We start from the raw sequence: 14,778 nt of genomic DNA on the forward strand, positions 1-14,778 counted from the left end.
TGTGGCTACGTAGGTCACCCTTGGCTGAAATACTGAGGGCCGGTAGTTGGACTTTTAAACGGGTTCCGGCGTTCAATCGGGTAAGTCGGGCGTGTCTCTGTATTGAACGATTATTTTGGCAATACGATCGGGCCCTGGCGCGCTGCCGGTGATGGCGCGCAACGTCAGCGTGAGAAATTCAATCAGCGGGCCGTAGGGCGTGCCGTCAAGCCTCCGGGAGAACGAGAAGTCCCCGTCAAACACATCAGCCCAGTAGGCAAGGAGACCATCCTCAAGCTGCATGCGATATGGGTCTCTCCGGCCCCGGAAAAGGGGGCCGGCGAGATATTCGTACATGTGGAGCGCGGCTTGTAAACGCCGATCCTGCTCCTCTAGATTGGGATCGGGGCCGCTGCCGCGAAGCGCGACTGGCAGCGCCTTAATCGCCGCTTGCAGTTCACGTGATAATCGCAAGGCAGTCCTCAGATCATCTCTGATTTTCACGGGTGGGCCCAGTTGCGATCTTTGGCTTTTCGACAGCCACGAATGCTGTCCCAGCAGCTCAAGTTCGTCTCGGGCTAACACCAAATCAACGTGGTCGGGCCAGCTTTCACGCACTGAACAAATAGCCTCCCATTGATCATCGGTAAATTGCTCGAAACCCGACGCAGACCGCGTGTTCAGGCGCTTTGGTAGCTCTATAGCGTCGGGCCAGTCAGCGAGAGGAGCGGCCTCCGTTATGAACGAGGCGCGATCAACGCGGTACGAGCTATAAACCTTGTCACCCACCACGACGCCACGCAGTGCTCGAACTGATGGATGTTGCATGTACGACAGCTCTGTTGCTTGCCACCCGCCGGAGCACGTTCTTGCCTCGATGCCAATGACCCGCGATAGCGGCAAAGGGTCCCACCGGGCATACCAACTATCGAGGTCTGCTTGGTTGCCCGGAGGTGCAAATGCGTCATCTCCATCCAGCAATTCCGGAGATCGCGCTACGATGGAGGCCCAAGGTTCGAAATCGTCAGCATGAAGCGTCAAGCGCAACTGAACATCGCGATGATCTCGCATTTCAGGAGCGCCCTCACTGCGAGCGGTCGCCCACAGGAAGTCTCGACCTACGAACCACCCCCTTTCTCGGCGATAGGGCCGTAGTTCATTGCCTTCGATGATCCACGGCAGCCGCGCAGTGGATGCGAAATAGTAAATCTTCGAGTGTCGGATCGCCATGAGCGCTCCGTGATGCGCCGGATTGATCGGTGCAATATTGAAAAGCTCTCAGGCGCAGCTAATGAACATCAGCGCCGACGCCGCTGCGCTTTCGCGATCCTCATGCCGCTTGCGCCAAGCTAGGCGAATTTTTCGAAGTCAAGCAACGTCTCGCGCATCATCGCGTCGCTCGGATCGCCGATGATGTATCTCGAATAGTTTTTCTCGATCATTGCAACTGAGGTGTCGTGGTAAGCGGCGACGATGCGCGTCGGTCGACCTTTCAGCAATTGTCGCGCTATCGAGCTGTGACGCAGCGCATAGGGCACGACCTCTGGTCCGAGGCCAAGTGATTTGGCAATAGGACGAAATCGACCCGACAGTTTCGGAATACGGTCGATCAACCGATCATGCGGAGCCTTGCTCTTCGCGTGCTGTCGCAGCAGCTTCGCCAATCGCTGCGATATCGGCAGCGGTCGATACTCAACCTTGCGGCTCTTGCCCTTGCGGCTGCTCGGCATCAGTAAGCGAGGAGCTACGGAATTGTCATCTTGCAGATCATCGACGCGCAGCCTCAGAACCTGGCTTTCACGCGCACCTGTCGCGGCCAGAACTTCGACAAGAACGCCTAGACGATGCGTCTCGTCGTACGATGCCGTCACTAGCGCTTTGACCGTCTCGTCCTTCAAGATCACGTTGCGTGCGACTTCGCTGTCGGGCAGCTTCTTCAAGCCGTTCTTCCACGCAGCAGCGTTGCCGATGCGCTTGTCATTGCGGGCTGCGAGCGCCAGCGCTGCCTTGAACGAGCGAGCGACGCGGTCGGCGCTTGAACGCTTCAGTCCCTGCTTGACGAGACCCGCGCGCCAGTCGCGCAGTTCGCGCTCGGTGAGCAATGCAACGGTCTTGCTGGTTAATGAGCCGAGGTGGCGACGGACGCCTGTCGCATTGTACTTGCTGCCGTCGCGGGTCTCCAAATCGGTCTCATAGGCGTCTATCGCCTCCGCGACGCTGATCGGCTGCTCGCTATCGCCCTCACCAGCGCGCGCCAATCTCTTGGCGTGTTCCAGCGCCTGCCAATAGGTCATCACGCTGTTGCCGTTCGCGTCCTCGCGATCATCGGCGAGCGAGAACCGCTTGAGCCAACCGTTGCACTTCACCGACCATGTGCCAGGGCCAGTGTTGCGACGATACGCGAGAAAAATGCCGGGCGCGATCAGCGCCGTGTACGGTTTCTTTCGCGCGGCGAGCTTCAGGCGCGCTGTACGGTTTTCGAGAAATGCGGAGCGTGTGCGACGGGCCATTGCGGTCTCAGTGTCCCTTAAAGTGTCCCAAATATGGGTATGAGCGGGCGCGTGTCGCATGTTACTCCAAGGACCACTCTTCTAGCAAATTCAATAAGATAGACTGCTCCTGGGAATTCATATAAACCCATATGCAGTGCTGAATTCTCCCCTTGTGGGAGAGGCCGGATTGCATCGACAGATGCAATCCGGGTGAGGGGTACCGGTCCATGGAGGGACTTCGACCGAAGGACAGACCTGAACCCCTCACCCGGAATTCAAGCTTTCGCTTGAATTCCGACCTCTCCCGCAAGGGGAGAGGTGGAACTGGCTGCGTGGCCAGCCTCCCCAGGCGCTTTTTGCTTCCGCACGCGAATATGCCCGGGCCGGTCACGATACCGCCATAGTGGGAGGGTCTTGCGGTGGGCTGGCTGGATCGGCAGGCCTAACGGCCTAATCTGCCAGTCGATTCGGCATGGGTTACCTTTGGGCGATCCTTGCGGATAAACGCCAAAAGCGGCATTGTCGCTCGCCGGGATGCCGCCGCTTGGGTTCGCATTTTGAGACTGATCGCAGGATCTTGTCGCGAAGATCTTGGCCGTAAATCCTTCGTGGCCTTAAACCCCTGGAGCAAGGCGACCGTGATGCTGTCCACCCGTTTCAACCGCCTGACGATTGCCGTTCTTGCTGCCGCGGCGCTTGCCGTGCCTGCGCAGCTGTCGGCGCAGACACCAGACCATCCGACCGACAACACCGCGCAATTCCCAAGCAAGGCCGACCTGAAGTCGCTGACCACCTCCGGCAGCTATCTCGCAGCCCGCCACGCCAGTGTCGAGCGCGATGCGACTTCGGCCGCGGCATTCTACCGGCTCGGCGCTGCGCACCGATCCGAAGAATTCCGAGCTGCTCGATCGCGCCTTCATCTCCTCGCTCGCCGACGGCGACATCGAGGAGGCGGTCAAGCTCGCCGACCGCATCCTGACCCAGGACAAGGCCAACCGCGTCGCGCGCCTCGTCGTCGGTGTGCGCGACCTCAAGCTGAAGAAATACGCCGCCGCGCAGTCCGACATCAACCAGTCGGTCCGCGGCCCGATCACCGATCTGGTGGCGACGCTGCTGTCGGCCTGGGCGGCCTATGGCGCCGGCGACAGCAAGGGCGCGGTCGCCTCGATCGACAAGCTGACCGGCCCCGAGTGGTATCCGATCTTCAAGGATCTGCACGCCGGCATGATCTACGAGCTGTCCGGCAAGGAGAAGGATGCCGGCGCCCGCTTCGAGAAGGTCTACAAGCTCGACGATTCGATGCTTCGCACGGTCGATGAATATGCGCGCTGGACCTCGCGCAACAAGGATGCCGCCGCCGCGACCGCGATGTACGAGGCGTTCGACAAGAAGCTGCCGCGTCATCCGCTGGTGCTGGAAGGCATCAAGGAAACCAAGGCCGGCAAGAAGCTGCCGCCGCTGATCGATTCACCGCAGGCCGGCGCCGCCGAGGCGCTGTACGGCATCGGTGCGACGCTGACCCGCCGCGGCGGCGAGGACCTCGCGCTGGTCTATCTGCAGCTCGCGCTCTATCTGCAGCCCAACCATCCGCTGGCGCTGCTGTCGCTCGCCGATCTCTATGAATCGGTGAAGAAGCCGCAGATGGCGATCAAGGTCTATGAGCGGATGCCGGCGTCCTCGCCGCTGAAGCGCAACGCGCAGATCCAGCTCGCGACCAATCTCGACGCCGCCGACCGCAGCGACGAGGCGATCAAGATCCTCAAGGAAGTCACCTCCGATCAGCCGAAGGATATCGAGGCGATCCTGGCGCTCGGAAACATCGAGCGCGGCCGCAAGAAGTTCGCCGATTGCGCCACCACCTATTCGCAGGCGATCGACGCGCTGCCGGCCGCCGGCGGCGACAAGAACGCCTGGGTCACCTATTACTACCGCGGCATCTGCGAGGAGCGCTCCAAGCAGTGGAACAAGGCCGAGGCCGACATGCGCAAGGCGCTCGAGCTGCAGCCCGAGCAGCCGCATGTGCTGAACTATCTTGGCTATTCCTGGATCGACCAGGGCATCAACCTCGACGAAGGCATGAAGATGATCAAGCGTGCCGTCGATCAGCGCCCTGACGACGGCTACATCGTCGATTCCCTCGGTTGGGCGTTTTACCGGATCGGCAATTACGACGAGGCGGTGAAGAACCTCGAGCGCGCGATCGACCTGAAGCCGGAAGATCCGACCATCAACGACCATCTCGGCGACGCCTACTGGCGCGTCGGCCGCACGCTGGAAGCCAAGTTCCAGTGGGCGCATGCCCGCGACCTCAAGCCCGAGCCGGAAGAGCTGCCGAAGATCCAGGCCAAGATCGACAACGGCCTGCCGGACGACACCTCGAACGCCGCCTCCGCCGACAAGAAGAAGGACGACGACGGCAAGGGTGGCTAGGGCTTGCGGGTGCCGCAAATTCGGTGTCGTCCCTGCGAAAGCAGGGACCCATAACCACCGATGAGTATTGTTGCAGACTGCCCGAACGACGAATCCCGTTCACAACGTCCGCCGCGGAGTATGGGTCCCTGCTTTCGCAGGGACGACGGCGGCGGATGGGGCGCCTGGGCCGGGATGCCCCCCGGAATTTCCGTGCAAACAAAGGGATAGGATCGTGAGGCGATTTACGCTAATCGCAGCACGATGTTTGTCTTTAGGGGTTTATCGCAGTGCCGGCGCTGATTGAAGAAGGGCGTGCCAAGGTCAACCTGACGCTCAGGGTTGTCGGGCGGCGTGTCGATGGGTTTCACGACCTGGAGAGCGTCGTCGCGTTTGCCGATTGCGCCGATCGTCTCACGCTCGAGCCGGGGCCTGAGCTGTCGCTCTCGATGCTGGGGCCGCTGGCCGATGCCTGCGGCGATACATCTGATAATCTGGTGCTCAAGGCCGCGCGGCTGCTCGGCGAGCGCGTCGCGGACCTCGAGGTCGGCCACTTCACGCTGGAGAAGGTGCTGCCCGTCGCGGCCGGCATCGGCGGCGGCTCGGCGGATGCCGCGGCTGCGCTGCGGCTGCTGGCGCGGCTCAACGAACTCTCGCTCGACGATAGCAGGATTATGGAGGTCGCGCTGCAGACCGGCGCGGACGTGCCGGTGTGCGTCGCCTCGCGCGCCTGCGACATGACCGGTGTCGGCGAGGGCCTGTTGCCGCTCGACCTGCCGAAAATGCCCTGCGTGCTGGTCAATCCGCGCGTGCCGGTTGCGACCAAGGATGTCTTCAATGCGCTCGGCCTGCGCCATGGCGAGCTTTTGATCGGCGCCACCGATGTCATGATGCAGGCGCCGTCCTGGCCGGACGCCGGACGCGCGGTCGACGACTGGATCACGGCGCTTTCGCGCCGGCACCAACGATCTCGAAGCCCCCGCCGCGCGCATCGAGCCCGTCATCAGCGACGTCTTGTCCGCGCTGCGTGCGACCAAGGACGTTCGCCTGGTGCGCATGTCGGGCTCCGGCGCGACCTGCTTTGCGGTGTTCGCCACCGATGCCGACGCCCAGACTGCCGGCGAGAAGCTCCGCGCCGCGCATCCCGGCTGGTGGGTGCATGCGGGCACGCTGAGCTGATGCGATCACGCGGCCTGCGGCTCCCTCTCCATCGTCATTCCGGGCTCGTGCTTCGCACGCCCCGGAATGAAAGGAGAGGTGCGGCGAGAACGCGAAGCCGCGTCCCCAACTTCAACTGTCATCGCCCGGCTCGGATCACCCGCATGCGCGGGTGATGACACCGTGGCTATTCTGCGTAATAGCCAGCGAGATTGGCACGCGACGCCAACGCCGGGCAGCGTTGCGCCCCTGATTGCTTGGCAAGCCAAACCCCGTTTGCCATAACAGCATGAAACAACAACGTTGCGCGTGCGGGACCGTTCGGAATCCGCCTGCAGCCAATGAGCCGGGAGGATGCCATGGCCAATATTCGAGTTCTCGCCACCGATCTCGAGTTTCCCGAAGGTCCCGTCGTCATGCCCGACGGTTCGGTCGTGCTGGTCGAAATCCGCGGCCAGCGGCTGACCCGGGTCTATCCCGACGGGCGCAAGGAGATCGTCGCCAAGGTGCCGGGCGGCCCGAACGGCGCGGCGCTCGGCCCCGACGGCAAGATATACATCTGCAACAATGGTGGCTTCTCCTGGATCCCGACTCGCAACATGATCATGCCGGGACCGCAGCCGGAGGATTATCTCGGCGGTTCGATCCAGCGCGTCGACCTGCAATCCGGCAAGGTCGAGACCGTCGTGACGAAGTGCGGCGAGCATGAGCTGCGCGGGCCGAACGACCTGGTGTTCGACAGGCACGGTGGCCTGTGGTTCTCCGATCTCGGCAAGCGCCGCGCCCGCGAGATGGATGTCGGCGCGTTCTATTATCTGAAGCCCGGCATGAACGAGATCGTCGAGGCCGTGCACGGCATCCTGCCCGCCAACGGCATCGGCCTGTCGCCGGACGAGAAGACCGTCTACATCGCGGAGACGCCGACGGCGCGGCTGTGGGCCTATGAGGTGTCCGAGCCCGGCACCATCAAGCCGCGCGACGTGATCTATCGCGGCGAGCGCGGCAAGCCGATCGCGGGTCTCGGCGGCTACCAGATGTTCGATTCGCTCGCCGTCGAAGCATCGGGCAATGTCTGCGTCGCGACGCTGATCTCGGGCTGCATCTCGGTGATCGCGCCTGACGGCACCGTGGTCGAACAGGTGTCGACCGGCGACCGTGTCACCACCAACATCGCCTTCGGCGGACCGGACCTGAAGACCGCCTACATCACGCTGTCCGGCAAGGGCGAACTGATCGCGATGGACTGGTCGCGGCCGGGATTGCCGCTGAATTTTCTGAACAAGTGACGTAAGAACGTCATTGCGAGCTACCCGGTCGGCGCGAAGCGCCGCCGGATGACAGGCTCCGCGAAGCAATCCATGTAGCCACGGACGCGGAGAGATGGATTGCTTCGTCGCTTCGCTCCTCGCAATGACGGAAAGGATACGAGATGCCCTGGCTTGAACCGGTCACCCTTCGCGGCGCGCATGCGCGGCTCGAACCACTTTCGCACGATCATCGCGACGGCCTCGTCGAAGCGGTGAAGGACGGCCACCTCTCTCAACTCTGGTACACCTCGATCCCGCAGCCGGAGAACATGGCCAAGGAGATCGACCGGAGGCTCGGCCTGCAGGCGGCCGGATCGATGCTGCCGTTCACGGTGTTCGATGCCGACGGGCGGATCTCGGGCATGACGACCTACATGAATGTCGACACGCCGAACCGCCGCGTCGAGATCGGCTCGACCTGGTACGCCAAGCGTGTGCAGCGCAGCGCGGTCAATACGCAGTGCAAACTGCTGCTGCTGCAACATGCCTTTGAGAAGCTCGATTGCGTCGCGGTCGAGTTCCGCACGCATTTCTTCAATCACCAGAGCCGGCGCGGCATCGAGCGTTTGGGTGCCAAGCAGGACGGCATCCTGCGCAGCCATCAGATCGCGCCCAACGGCACGTTGCGCGACACCGTGGTTTACAGCATCATCGCCAGCGAATGGCCGACGGTGAAGGCGCATCTCAACTATCAACTCAACGAAAAGCCGCGCTGACACGTTGGTCGGCGCCAGAAACGAGACGATGGAAACGTTCGATTATGTGATCATCGGCGCAGGCTCCGCCGGGAGCGTGCTGACCAACCGGTTGAGTGAAGACGCTGCTGTCCAGGTTTGCGTGCTGGAGGCGGGGCCGAGCGACTGGCATCCCTACATCCATCTGCCGGCCGGCTTCATCAAGACCTTCCACATGAAGAGCGTGAATTGGGCCTACCAGCAGGAGGTGGGCCCTTACACCGGCGGCCGCAGCATCTACGCGCCGCGTGGCAAGGACGCTCGGCGGCTCGTCCTCGATCAACGGCCACATCTACAATCGCGGCCAGCGCCAGGATTTCGACACCTGGGCGCAGCTCGGCAATCGCGGCTGGGGCTATCCCGACGTGCTGCCGTACTTCCGGCGCATGGAGAAAAGGATCGGCGAGGGCGACGACACCTATCGCGGCCGCGACGGCAACCTCACCGTCACCACGATGGACTGGCAGGATCCGCTCTGCGAGGCCTTCATGGCAGGCGCGGTCAGCCTCGGCATTCCGCGCAATCCCGATTACAACGGCCAGATCCAGGAGGGCGTGTCGTACTGCCAGCGCACCATCCTGAACGGCCGCAGGGTCAGCGCCGCGACCGCGTTCCTGCATCCGGCGCGAAAGCGGCCGAATGTCGACGTGCGCACGCATGCCCATGTCACCGGCATCATCTTCGAGGGCAAGCGCGCGGTCGGCGTGCGCTACAACCGCGGTGGCAAGCACAGCGATCCGCTCGAGATCCGCGCCACCAAGGAGGTCATCCTCTCCGGCGGCGCCTACAACTCGCCGCAGCTGTTGCAGCTCTCCGGCGTGGGTTCGCCCGACCTCTTGAAGTCGCACGGCATCGAGGTGCGCCACGCGCTGCCGGGTGTCGGCGAAGGCCTGCAGGATCACTACGCGCCGCGCTCGGTGGCGCGGGTCAAGAACATCCGGACCATCAACGAGCTGCGCCGCGGCTTCAGCCTGTGGGGCGAGGCGATCAAATGGGCGACGACCCGGCGCGGGCTGCTGTCGCTGTCGCCGACCATGGTCTACTGCTTCTGGCATTCCGGCGAGACCACCGAGAGCTCCGATTTGCAGCTCACCTTCACGCCGGCGAGCTACAAGGAGGGCGTGCAGGGCCAGCTCGAGGACGAGCCCGGCATGACGGTGGCCTCGTGGCAGCAGCGGCCGGAGAGTCGTGGCTATGTCCGGATCCGCTCCGCCGATCCGTTCGCGCCGCCGATCATCCAGACCAATTATCTCGCCGAGGAGATCGACCGCCGCGTCGTCGTCGCCGGCATGAAGCTGGCGCGCCGGCTGCTCGCCTCCGAGCCGCTCAAGCCGTATTTCGCCTATGAGGATTTTCCGGGTCCGAAGGTCACGAGCGACGACGAGCTGCTCGCGGCCGCGACCCAGCGCGGCACCACCACCTTCCATCCCGGCTGCACCTGCCGGATGGGCCCAGCCGACGCGCCCTGGGCCGTGGTCGACGACCAGCTTCGGGTCCATGGCATGGAGGGCCTGCGCGTGATCGACGCCTCGATCATGCCGCGGATGATCTCAGCCAATCTCAACGCCTCGACCTTGATGATCGCCGACAAGGCCTCCGACATGATCCGCGGCAAGACCCCCGAGGCCGCCGCGAAGCTGCCGGAATATGCGTGAGGGAAAGCTGTGCGCGCCGATGCTTCTTGATCAGCGCGCTGTGTCTAACACCGTCATGCTGAGGAGGCCGCGAAGCGGCCGTCTCGAAGCACGACGGCCCGACTGGGGCCGTGTATCCTTCGAGACGCGCTACGCGCTCCTCAGGATGACGGGACTGCTATCAGGAGCTCAGCCGTAGACGAACGCCTTGTCCTCAAGGTCGATCGCCGGGAATTCGTCCTTCTCGGCCCAGTAATCCTGGTTGTGCTGCCATTCCGGCTTGTCGCCGCGTTTCGGCAGCAGGTGCATGCCGCGCATCATGTAGCCGGGGTTGAAGTTCTCCGGATCGATCCACGGCAGCAGCGGCATGTTGTGGTCTTCGGGGCGCAGTGCCGGGGTCACCTTGTTCGCGCCGGTCGCCTTCATGTGCTTGAGCATGCGGCAGACGAAGTCGGCGACCAGATCAACGCGCAAGGTCCAGCTCGCGCGGAAATAGCCGAACACCCAGACGAGGTTCGGCACGCCGGTGAACATCATGCCGCGATAGGTCACGGTGTCCTTGAAGTCGAGCGGCTTGCCGTCGATTGCGAAGTCGATGCCGCCATTCGCAGACAGGTGGAAGCCCGGTCGCGGTGATGATGATGTCGGCCTCGAGCTCCTTGCCGGACTTGAGCAGGATGCCCTTCTCGGTGAAGCGCTCGATCTCGTCGGTGACGACCGAGGCCTTGCCGCCCTTGATGGCGTGGAACAGGTCGGCATCCGGAATGAAGGCGATGCGCTGCCGCCAGGGCCGGTAGCGCGGCGTGAAGTGGGTGGCGATGTCGTAGTCCTTGCCGAGGACGGCCTCGACCGCCGCCAGCAGGTCCTTCTTGGCGCCCTCGGGCTCGGCGAAGGTCCGCTTGGTGAAGGCGTCCTGCTCGAACAGGATCTTGCGGCGGGTGATCTCGTGGATCCAGGCCTCGTCGACCTGCAGCCTGCGCAGCTCCTCGGCGATCTCGATTGCGTTGCGGCCGGTGCGGAAATAGGTCGGCGAACGCTGCAGCATGGTGACGTGGCCGGCGTCCTTGGCCATCGCCGGAATCAGGGTCGCGGCCGTCGCGCCGGAGCCGATCACGATGACGCGCTTGCCCTTGTAGTCGAGATCATCGGGCCAGGTCTGCGGATGCACGACCGTGCCCTTGAACTTGGCCATGTCGGCCCATTCGGGCGTATAGCCCGCGTCGTGGCGGTAATAGCCCTGGCACATCCAGAAGAAGTTGGTGGTGAAGCGCAGCTGCTCGCCGGTGTCGATACGCGTTGCATCGATGGTCCAGAGATTGGTCTCGTTCGACCACTTCGCCGCGGTGATGGTGTGGCGATAGCGGATGTGGCTGCTGAGGTCGTTCTCCTCGATCACCTCGCCCATGTATTTCAGGATCTCTGCCGCGCTCGCGATCGGCGCACTGGTCCACGGCTTGAAACGATAGCCGAAGGTGTGCAGGTCGCTGTCGGAGCGGATGCCGGGATAGCGGTGCGTCGACCAGGTGCCGCCGAAGGTCTTCTGGGTCTCCAGCACCACGAAGCTGGTGCCCGGGCATTGCGTGGTCAGGTGATAGGCGGCGCCGACGCCGGAGATGCCGGCGCCCGCGATCAGGACGTCGAAATGCTCGGTCGTGACGGGCTCGGCGGCGCGGATTTGGGTCTGGACGTTCATCTTCCCTGGTCTTCTTGTTGGTTGGAGCGGTTCAGCAAAACGCCGGAGCGAATGCCCCGGCGTTTGCGTGAACTAGACTTCGCGGCGGCTGAGGAACGCCAGCCGCTCGAACAGATGCACGTCCTGCTCGTTCTTGAGCAGCGCGCCGTGCAGCGGCGGGATCAGCTTGCGCGGATCGCGCTCGCGCAGCATTTCCGGGGTGATGTCCTCGTTCAAGAGCAGCTTGAGCCAGTCGAGCAGTTCCGAGGTCGAGGGCTTCTTCTTCAGGCCCGGCACCTCGCGGACCTCGAAGAAGATGCGCAGCGCTTCTTCCACCAGCCGCTTCTTGATGCCGGGGAAGTGCACGTCGACGATCTTGTTCATGGTGTCGGCGTCGGGGAACTTGATGTAGTGGAAGAAGCAGCGGCGCAGGAATGCGTCCGGCAGTTCCTTCTCGTTGTTCGACGTGATCATCACGATCGGGCGCAGCTTCGCCTTGATGGTCTCGCCGGTCTCGTAGACGTGGAACTCCATGCGGTCGAGCTCGAGCAGGAGGTCGTTGGGGAATTCGATGTCGGCCTTGTCGATCTCGTCGATCAAGAGCACCGGGCGCTTCTCGTGGGTGAAGGCTTCCCACAGCTTGCCGCGCTTGATGTAGTTCTTGATGTCGGACACGCGCGCATCGCCGAGCTGGCTGTCGCGCAGGCGCGACACCGCGTCGTATTCGTAGAGCCCCTGCTGCGCCTTGGTGGTCGATTTGATGTGCCAGGTCAAAAGCGGCGCGTCGATCGCCTTGGCGACTTCCTCGGCCAGCACGGTCTTGCCGGTGCCGGGCTCGCCCTTCACCAGCAGCGGGCGCTCGAGCACGATGGCGGCATTGACGGCGACTTTGAGGTCATCGGTGGCGACGTAGTCCTTGGTACCCGTGAATTTCATCGATCTGTTTGCCTTGCTTCGTTCGTCGGCCGCGTGGATCTCACCTTGAGCCTCAACATGAAACGACCGCTCTCGCAGCGGCCGTCGGAAATGCAAATTGTTCGATCAGGCCCGCCTGATCAGCGACAGGATCACCAGCACGATGACCGCGCCGATCGTCGCGTTGATGATGTCGCGGATCGCGCTGCCGCCAAGGCCGACGCCAAGGCGCGGCAACAGCCAGCTGGCCACCAGCGCGCCGATGATGCCGACAACCATGTTGCCGATCAGCCCGAACCCCGCGCCGCGCACGATCAGCCCAGCGAGCCAGCCGGCAATCGCACCGATCACCAGTGCCGCAATGATGCCCATTCAAACGTCCTGCCCAATGTCTTGTCAGGCGCAATTGTAATTGAAAACGCGGGGCGGTCTAGGGCGGATTCCGCAGCGCAGCGGTACCCTGAACGGCATCCGGCGCATAGTATGTCAGGCGTACTGTTTCCGTCCTGCGGAATGATTGCCGCCCGCGAGCGACGAGGCCAGCACCGTGCGGTCGCGCCCCGAGCGTTTCGCCTCGTAGAGCGCTAGGTCGGCTTGGCCGAGCAAATCGCTCTCGTCTGCGGTCGCAGCCGACCGGCTGGCGATCCCGAGGCTGATCGAGACCACGCCGCGCCGCGCCGGCGGATTGGCGATCGCCAGCGATCGCACCGTGAGGCGCATCGCTTCGGCGACCTTCAGCGCGTCCTGCTCGCCGATTCCGGGCAGGATGATCGCGAACTCCTCACCGCCATATCGCGCCGCCAGCGCCGTCGTGTTGATGGTGGCGTCCGCGATCACGCGCGCCACGCGCTTCAGGCATTCGTCGCCCGCCTGATGGCCCTGCGCATCGTTGAAACCCTTGAAGTGATCGATATCGAGCATGATGAGGGAGATCTGCTCGCGGTCGCGGAACTCGCGCGGCAGCGCGCTGTCGAAGCTGCGGCGGTTGGCGAGCGCGGTCAGGCCGTCGGTCGTCGCAAGCTCCGACAGGCGGATGTTCAGGGCGTTGAGCTCGTCCTCCATCTTGCGGCGTTCGGTCACGTCGCGCAGCACGCCGACGACCTCGATGGCCTGATGGTCTTCCGCGATCCCGGCAAGCTTGAAGTTGATCTCGACCCAGACCTCGCTCCCGTCGGCGCGGAAGGTCTTGAATTCGACGGTCTTGGTGGTCGTCCAGTTGGTCAATTCCGATGTCGCCCTGGCGACGTCGGCGAGGTGATCGGGATGCACGAACTCAAAGCAGGATTTGCCGATCAGATCGTTCGGCTTGCGGCCGAGGATGGTCTCGACCGACTGCGACACGAACAGGAAGCGGCCGTTGCGGTCCAAGAGGATCACGACGTCGGCGATGTTGTCGGCCAGCAGCCGGTAGCGCGCCTCGCGTTCCCTGAGCATCCGCGCGACCTTGGTCCGCTTGGCGAACTCCCTGCCCAGCAGGATGGCGAACAGGATGACGCTTCCCATCAGGATTACGGCGACAAGCAGGTCGTTGCGCAAATCCTCATGCCATGCGGCGAGAACCTGGGCTTCCGGCAGGGCGACGGTGACCACGATCGGGTACTGCGACGCGCGCTCGAAGCCGAGATATTTGACGCGTCCATCGAATGGCGATGTGGTTTTCGTGTAGCCCGTCCGGTCCTGCTCGATCTGCGCCTTGAAAGCCGCGGACACCTCCTTGTTCCACTTGCCCGCCGGCCAATGCGCCAGAACGATGCCGTCGAGGCGAAGCAGGGTAATTCCGGCGTACGGACCGAATTCGAAGGCCTGGTAGAAGTTGTCGAAGTAGCTGCTTTCGATGGTCGCGAACAGCACGCCGCCGAAGCTGCCGTCTTCCCGGGTGACGCGCCGCGACAGCACGATGGTCGGATGCCCGGTCAGCCGCGACTGCAACGGCTCGCTGATATGTAGCGTCGCGTCCGGCGAGTCGCGATGGCCGATGAAATAGCTGCGGTCGGCATTGTTGTGCGCCGGCAACTCAGCGGCCGACGAGTAGATCCGGTTGCCGTCGGGATCGATCACGCCGATTTCCCGGATCTGCGGCAGCGCATCCGCGGTCTTCCGCAAGGCCGCGTTGAAGCGGTCGACGCGCGGCTTCTGGTATTTCAGCAGGTCGACCATGGCGTTCATGGCCACATCGATCGCCTGGACCGAATGCGAGGCGTGTTCCGCCAGCGAATGGGTGAGGTTGCGGATGTCGCGCTCGCCCTGGGCGAGCGCCATGGTGCGCGCCTCGACCGCCTTCCAGATCAACAGACCCAGCACGAATATGCTCATCGCCGTCACCACGGCGGCGACGATCGCCGTCGGCGAGAACAGTTTCGGCAGCTTGGCAGGGCTATTGGGCAAGTCGATCGGGTCCACGGGCAGCGTGCTACCTCCAGTGATCAACGTCCCATCTTAACGTCACGTTTCGCCGCCGGGAGCCGAAGCTGGCCGGGG

The 14,778-nt window shown here is 63.4% G+C and carries 7 protein-coding genes and 4 pseudogenes; 5 read left to right on the plus strand and 6 right to left on the minus strand.

All coding sequences use genetic code 11. From position 1 onward, the window contains the following. Positions 1-72: 72 nt before the first annotated feature. Both ACVWW1_RS39225 and ACVWW1_RS39230 read right to left on the minus strand, forming a co-directional pair. Positions 73-1,209: a hypothetical protein gene (locus ACVWW1_RS39225; protein WP_456659571.1), complete on the minus strand. Its 1,137-nt coding sequence runs from the start codon at positions 1,207-1,209 to the stop codon at positions 73-75. Positions 1,210-1,328: 119 nt separating this feature from the next. Continuing rightward, positions 1,329-2,489, minus strand: a complete 1,161-nt coding sequence (locus tag ACVWW1_RS39230; protein WP_456659572.1) for a tyrosine-type recombinase/integrase — start codon at positions 2,487-2,489, stop codon at positions 1,329-1,331. Between the two features lie 623 nt (positions 2,490-3,112). Between ACVWW1_RS39230 and ACVWW1_RS39235 the strand changes: the two are divergent. The 5 genes and pseudogenes from ACVWW1_RS39235 (at position 3,113) to ACVWW1_RS39255 (ending at position 9,734) form a co-directional block, all read left to right on the plus strand. Beyond that, a pseudogene (locus ACVWW1_RS39235) lies at positions 3,113-4,901 on the plus strand (tetratricopeptide repeat protein). Positions 4,902-5,170: 269 nt separating this feature from the next. Further along, positions 5,171-6,059: pseudogene (locus ACVWW1_RS39240) on the plus strand (4-(cytidine 5'-diphospho)-2-C-methyl-D-erythritol kinase). Between the two features lie 338 nt (positions 6,060-6,397). Beyond that, entirely contained in the window at positions 6,398-7,324 is a 927-nt protein-coding gene (locus ACVWW1_RS39245; protein ID WP_456659573.1) for an SMP-30/gluconolactonase/LRE family protein, read from the plus strand. Between the two features lie 143 nt (positions 7,325-7,467). Next, on the plus strand, positions 7,468-8,061 hold the full coding sequence (locus ACVWW1_RS39250) for a GNAT family N-acetyltransferase (RefSeq protein ID WP_456659574.1): 594 nt from the start codon (positions 7,468-7,470) through the stop codon (positions 8,059-8,061). A 28-nt stretch (positions 8,062-8,089) separates the two neighbouring features. After that, positions 8,090-9,734, plus strand: a pseudogene (locus ACVWW1_RS39255) (GMC family oxidoreductase). A 168-nt stretch (positions 9,735-9,902) separates the two neighbouring features. Here the strand turns inward: ACVWW1_RS39255 and ACVWW1_RS39260 are convergent. The 4 genes and pseudogenes from ACVWW1_RS39260 to ACVWW1_RS39275 all read right to left on the minus strand — a co-directional run bounded on the left by ACVWW1_RS39260 (position 9,903) and on the right by ACVWW1_RS39275 (position 14,685). After that, positions 9,903-11,406, minus strand: a pseudogene (locus ACVWW1_RS39260) (flavin-containing monooxygenase). 72 nt (positions 11,407-11,478) lie between these two features. Next, the gene (locus tag ACVWW1_RS39265) at positions 11,479-12,321 is read right to left on the minus strand and encodes an AAA family ATPase (RefSeq protein ID WP_092124583.1); all 843 of its coding nucleotides are present in this window, start codon (positions 12,319-12,321) and stop codon (positions 11,479-11,481) included. A gap of 105 nt (positions 12,322-12,426) precedes the next feature. Continuing rightward, complete coding sequence (locus ACVWW1_RS39270; RefSeq protein WP_176533122.1) at positions 12,427-12,672, minus strand: GlsB/YeaQ/YmgE family stress response membrane protein; 246 nt, start codon at positions 12,670-12,672, stop codon at positions 12,427-12,429. Between the two features lie 114 nt (positions 12,673-12,786). Further along, positions 12,787-14,685: a diguanylate cyclase gene (locus ACVWW1_RS39275; protein WP_456659575.1), complete on the minus strand. Its 1,899-nt coding sequence runs from the start codon at positions 14,683-14,685 to the stop codon at positions 12,787-12,789. Between the last annotated feature and the right edge of the window lie 93 nt (positions 14,686-14,778).

The sequence above is a fragment of the Bradyrhizobium sp. JR3.5 genome, assembly GCF_054057015.1.

Coding starts and splice junctions, on each gene's coding strand:
- ACVWW1_RS39225 (WP_456659571.1), bottom strand. CDS start 1,209: ATGGCGATCCGACACTCGAAGATTTACTATTTCGCATCCACTGCGCGG.
- ACVWW1_RS39230 (WP_456659572.1), bottom strand. CDS start 2,489: ATGGCCCGTCGCACACGCTCCGCATTTCTCGAAAACCGTACAGCGCGC.
- ACVWW1_RS39245 (WP_456659573.1), top strand. CDS start 6,398: ATGGCCAATATTCGAGTTCTCGCCACCGATCTCGAGTTTCCCGAAGGT.
- ACVWW1_RS39250 (WP_456659574.1), top strand. CDS start 7,468: ATGCCCTGGCTTGAACCGGTCACCCTTCGCGGCGCGCATGCGCGGCTC.
- ACVWW1_RS39265 (WP_092124583.1), bottom strand. CDS start 12,321: ATGAAATTCACGGGTACCAAGGACTACGTCGCCACCGATGACCTCAAA.
- ACVWW1_RS39270 (WP_176533122.1), bottom strand. CDS start 12,672: ATGGGCATCATTGCGGCACTGGTGATCGGTGCGATTGCCGGCTGGCTC.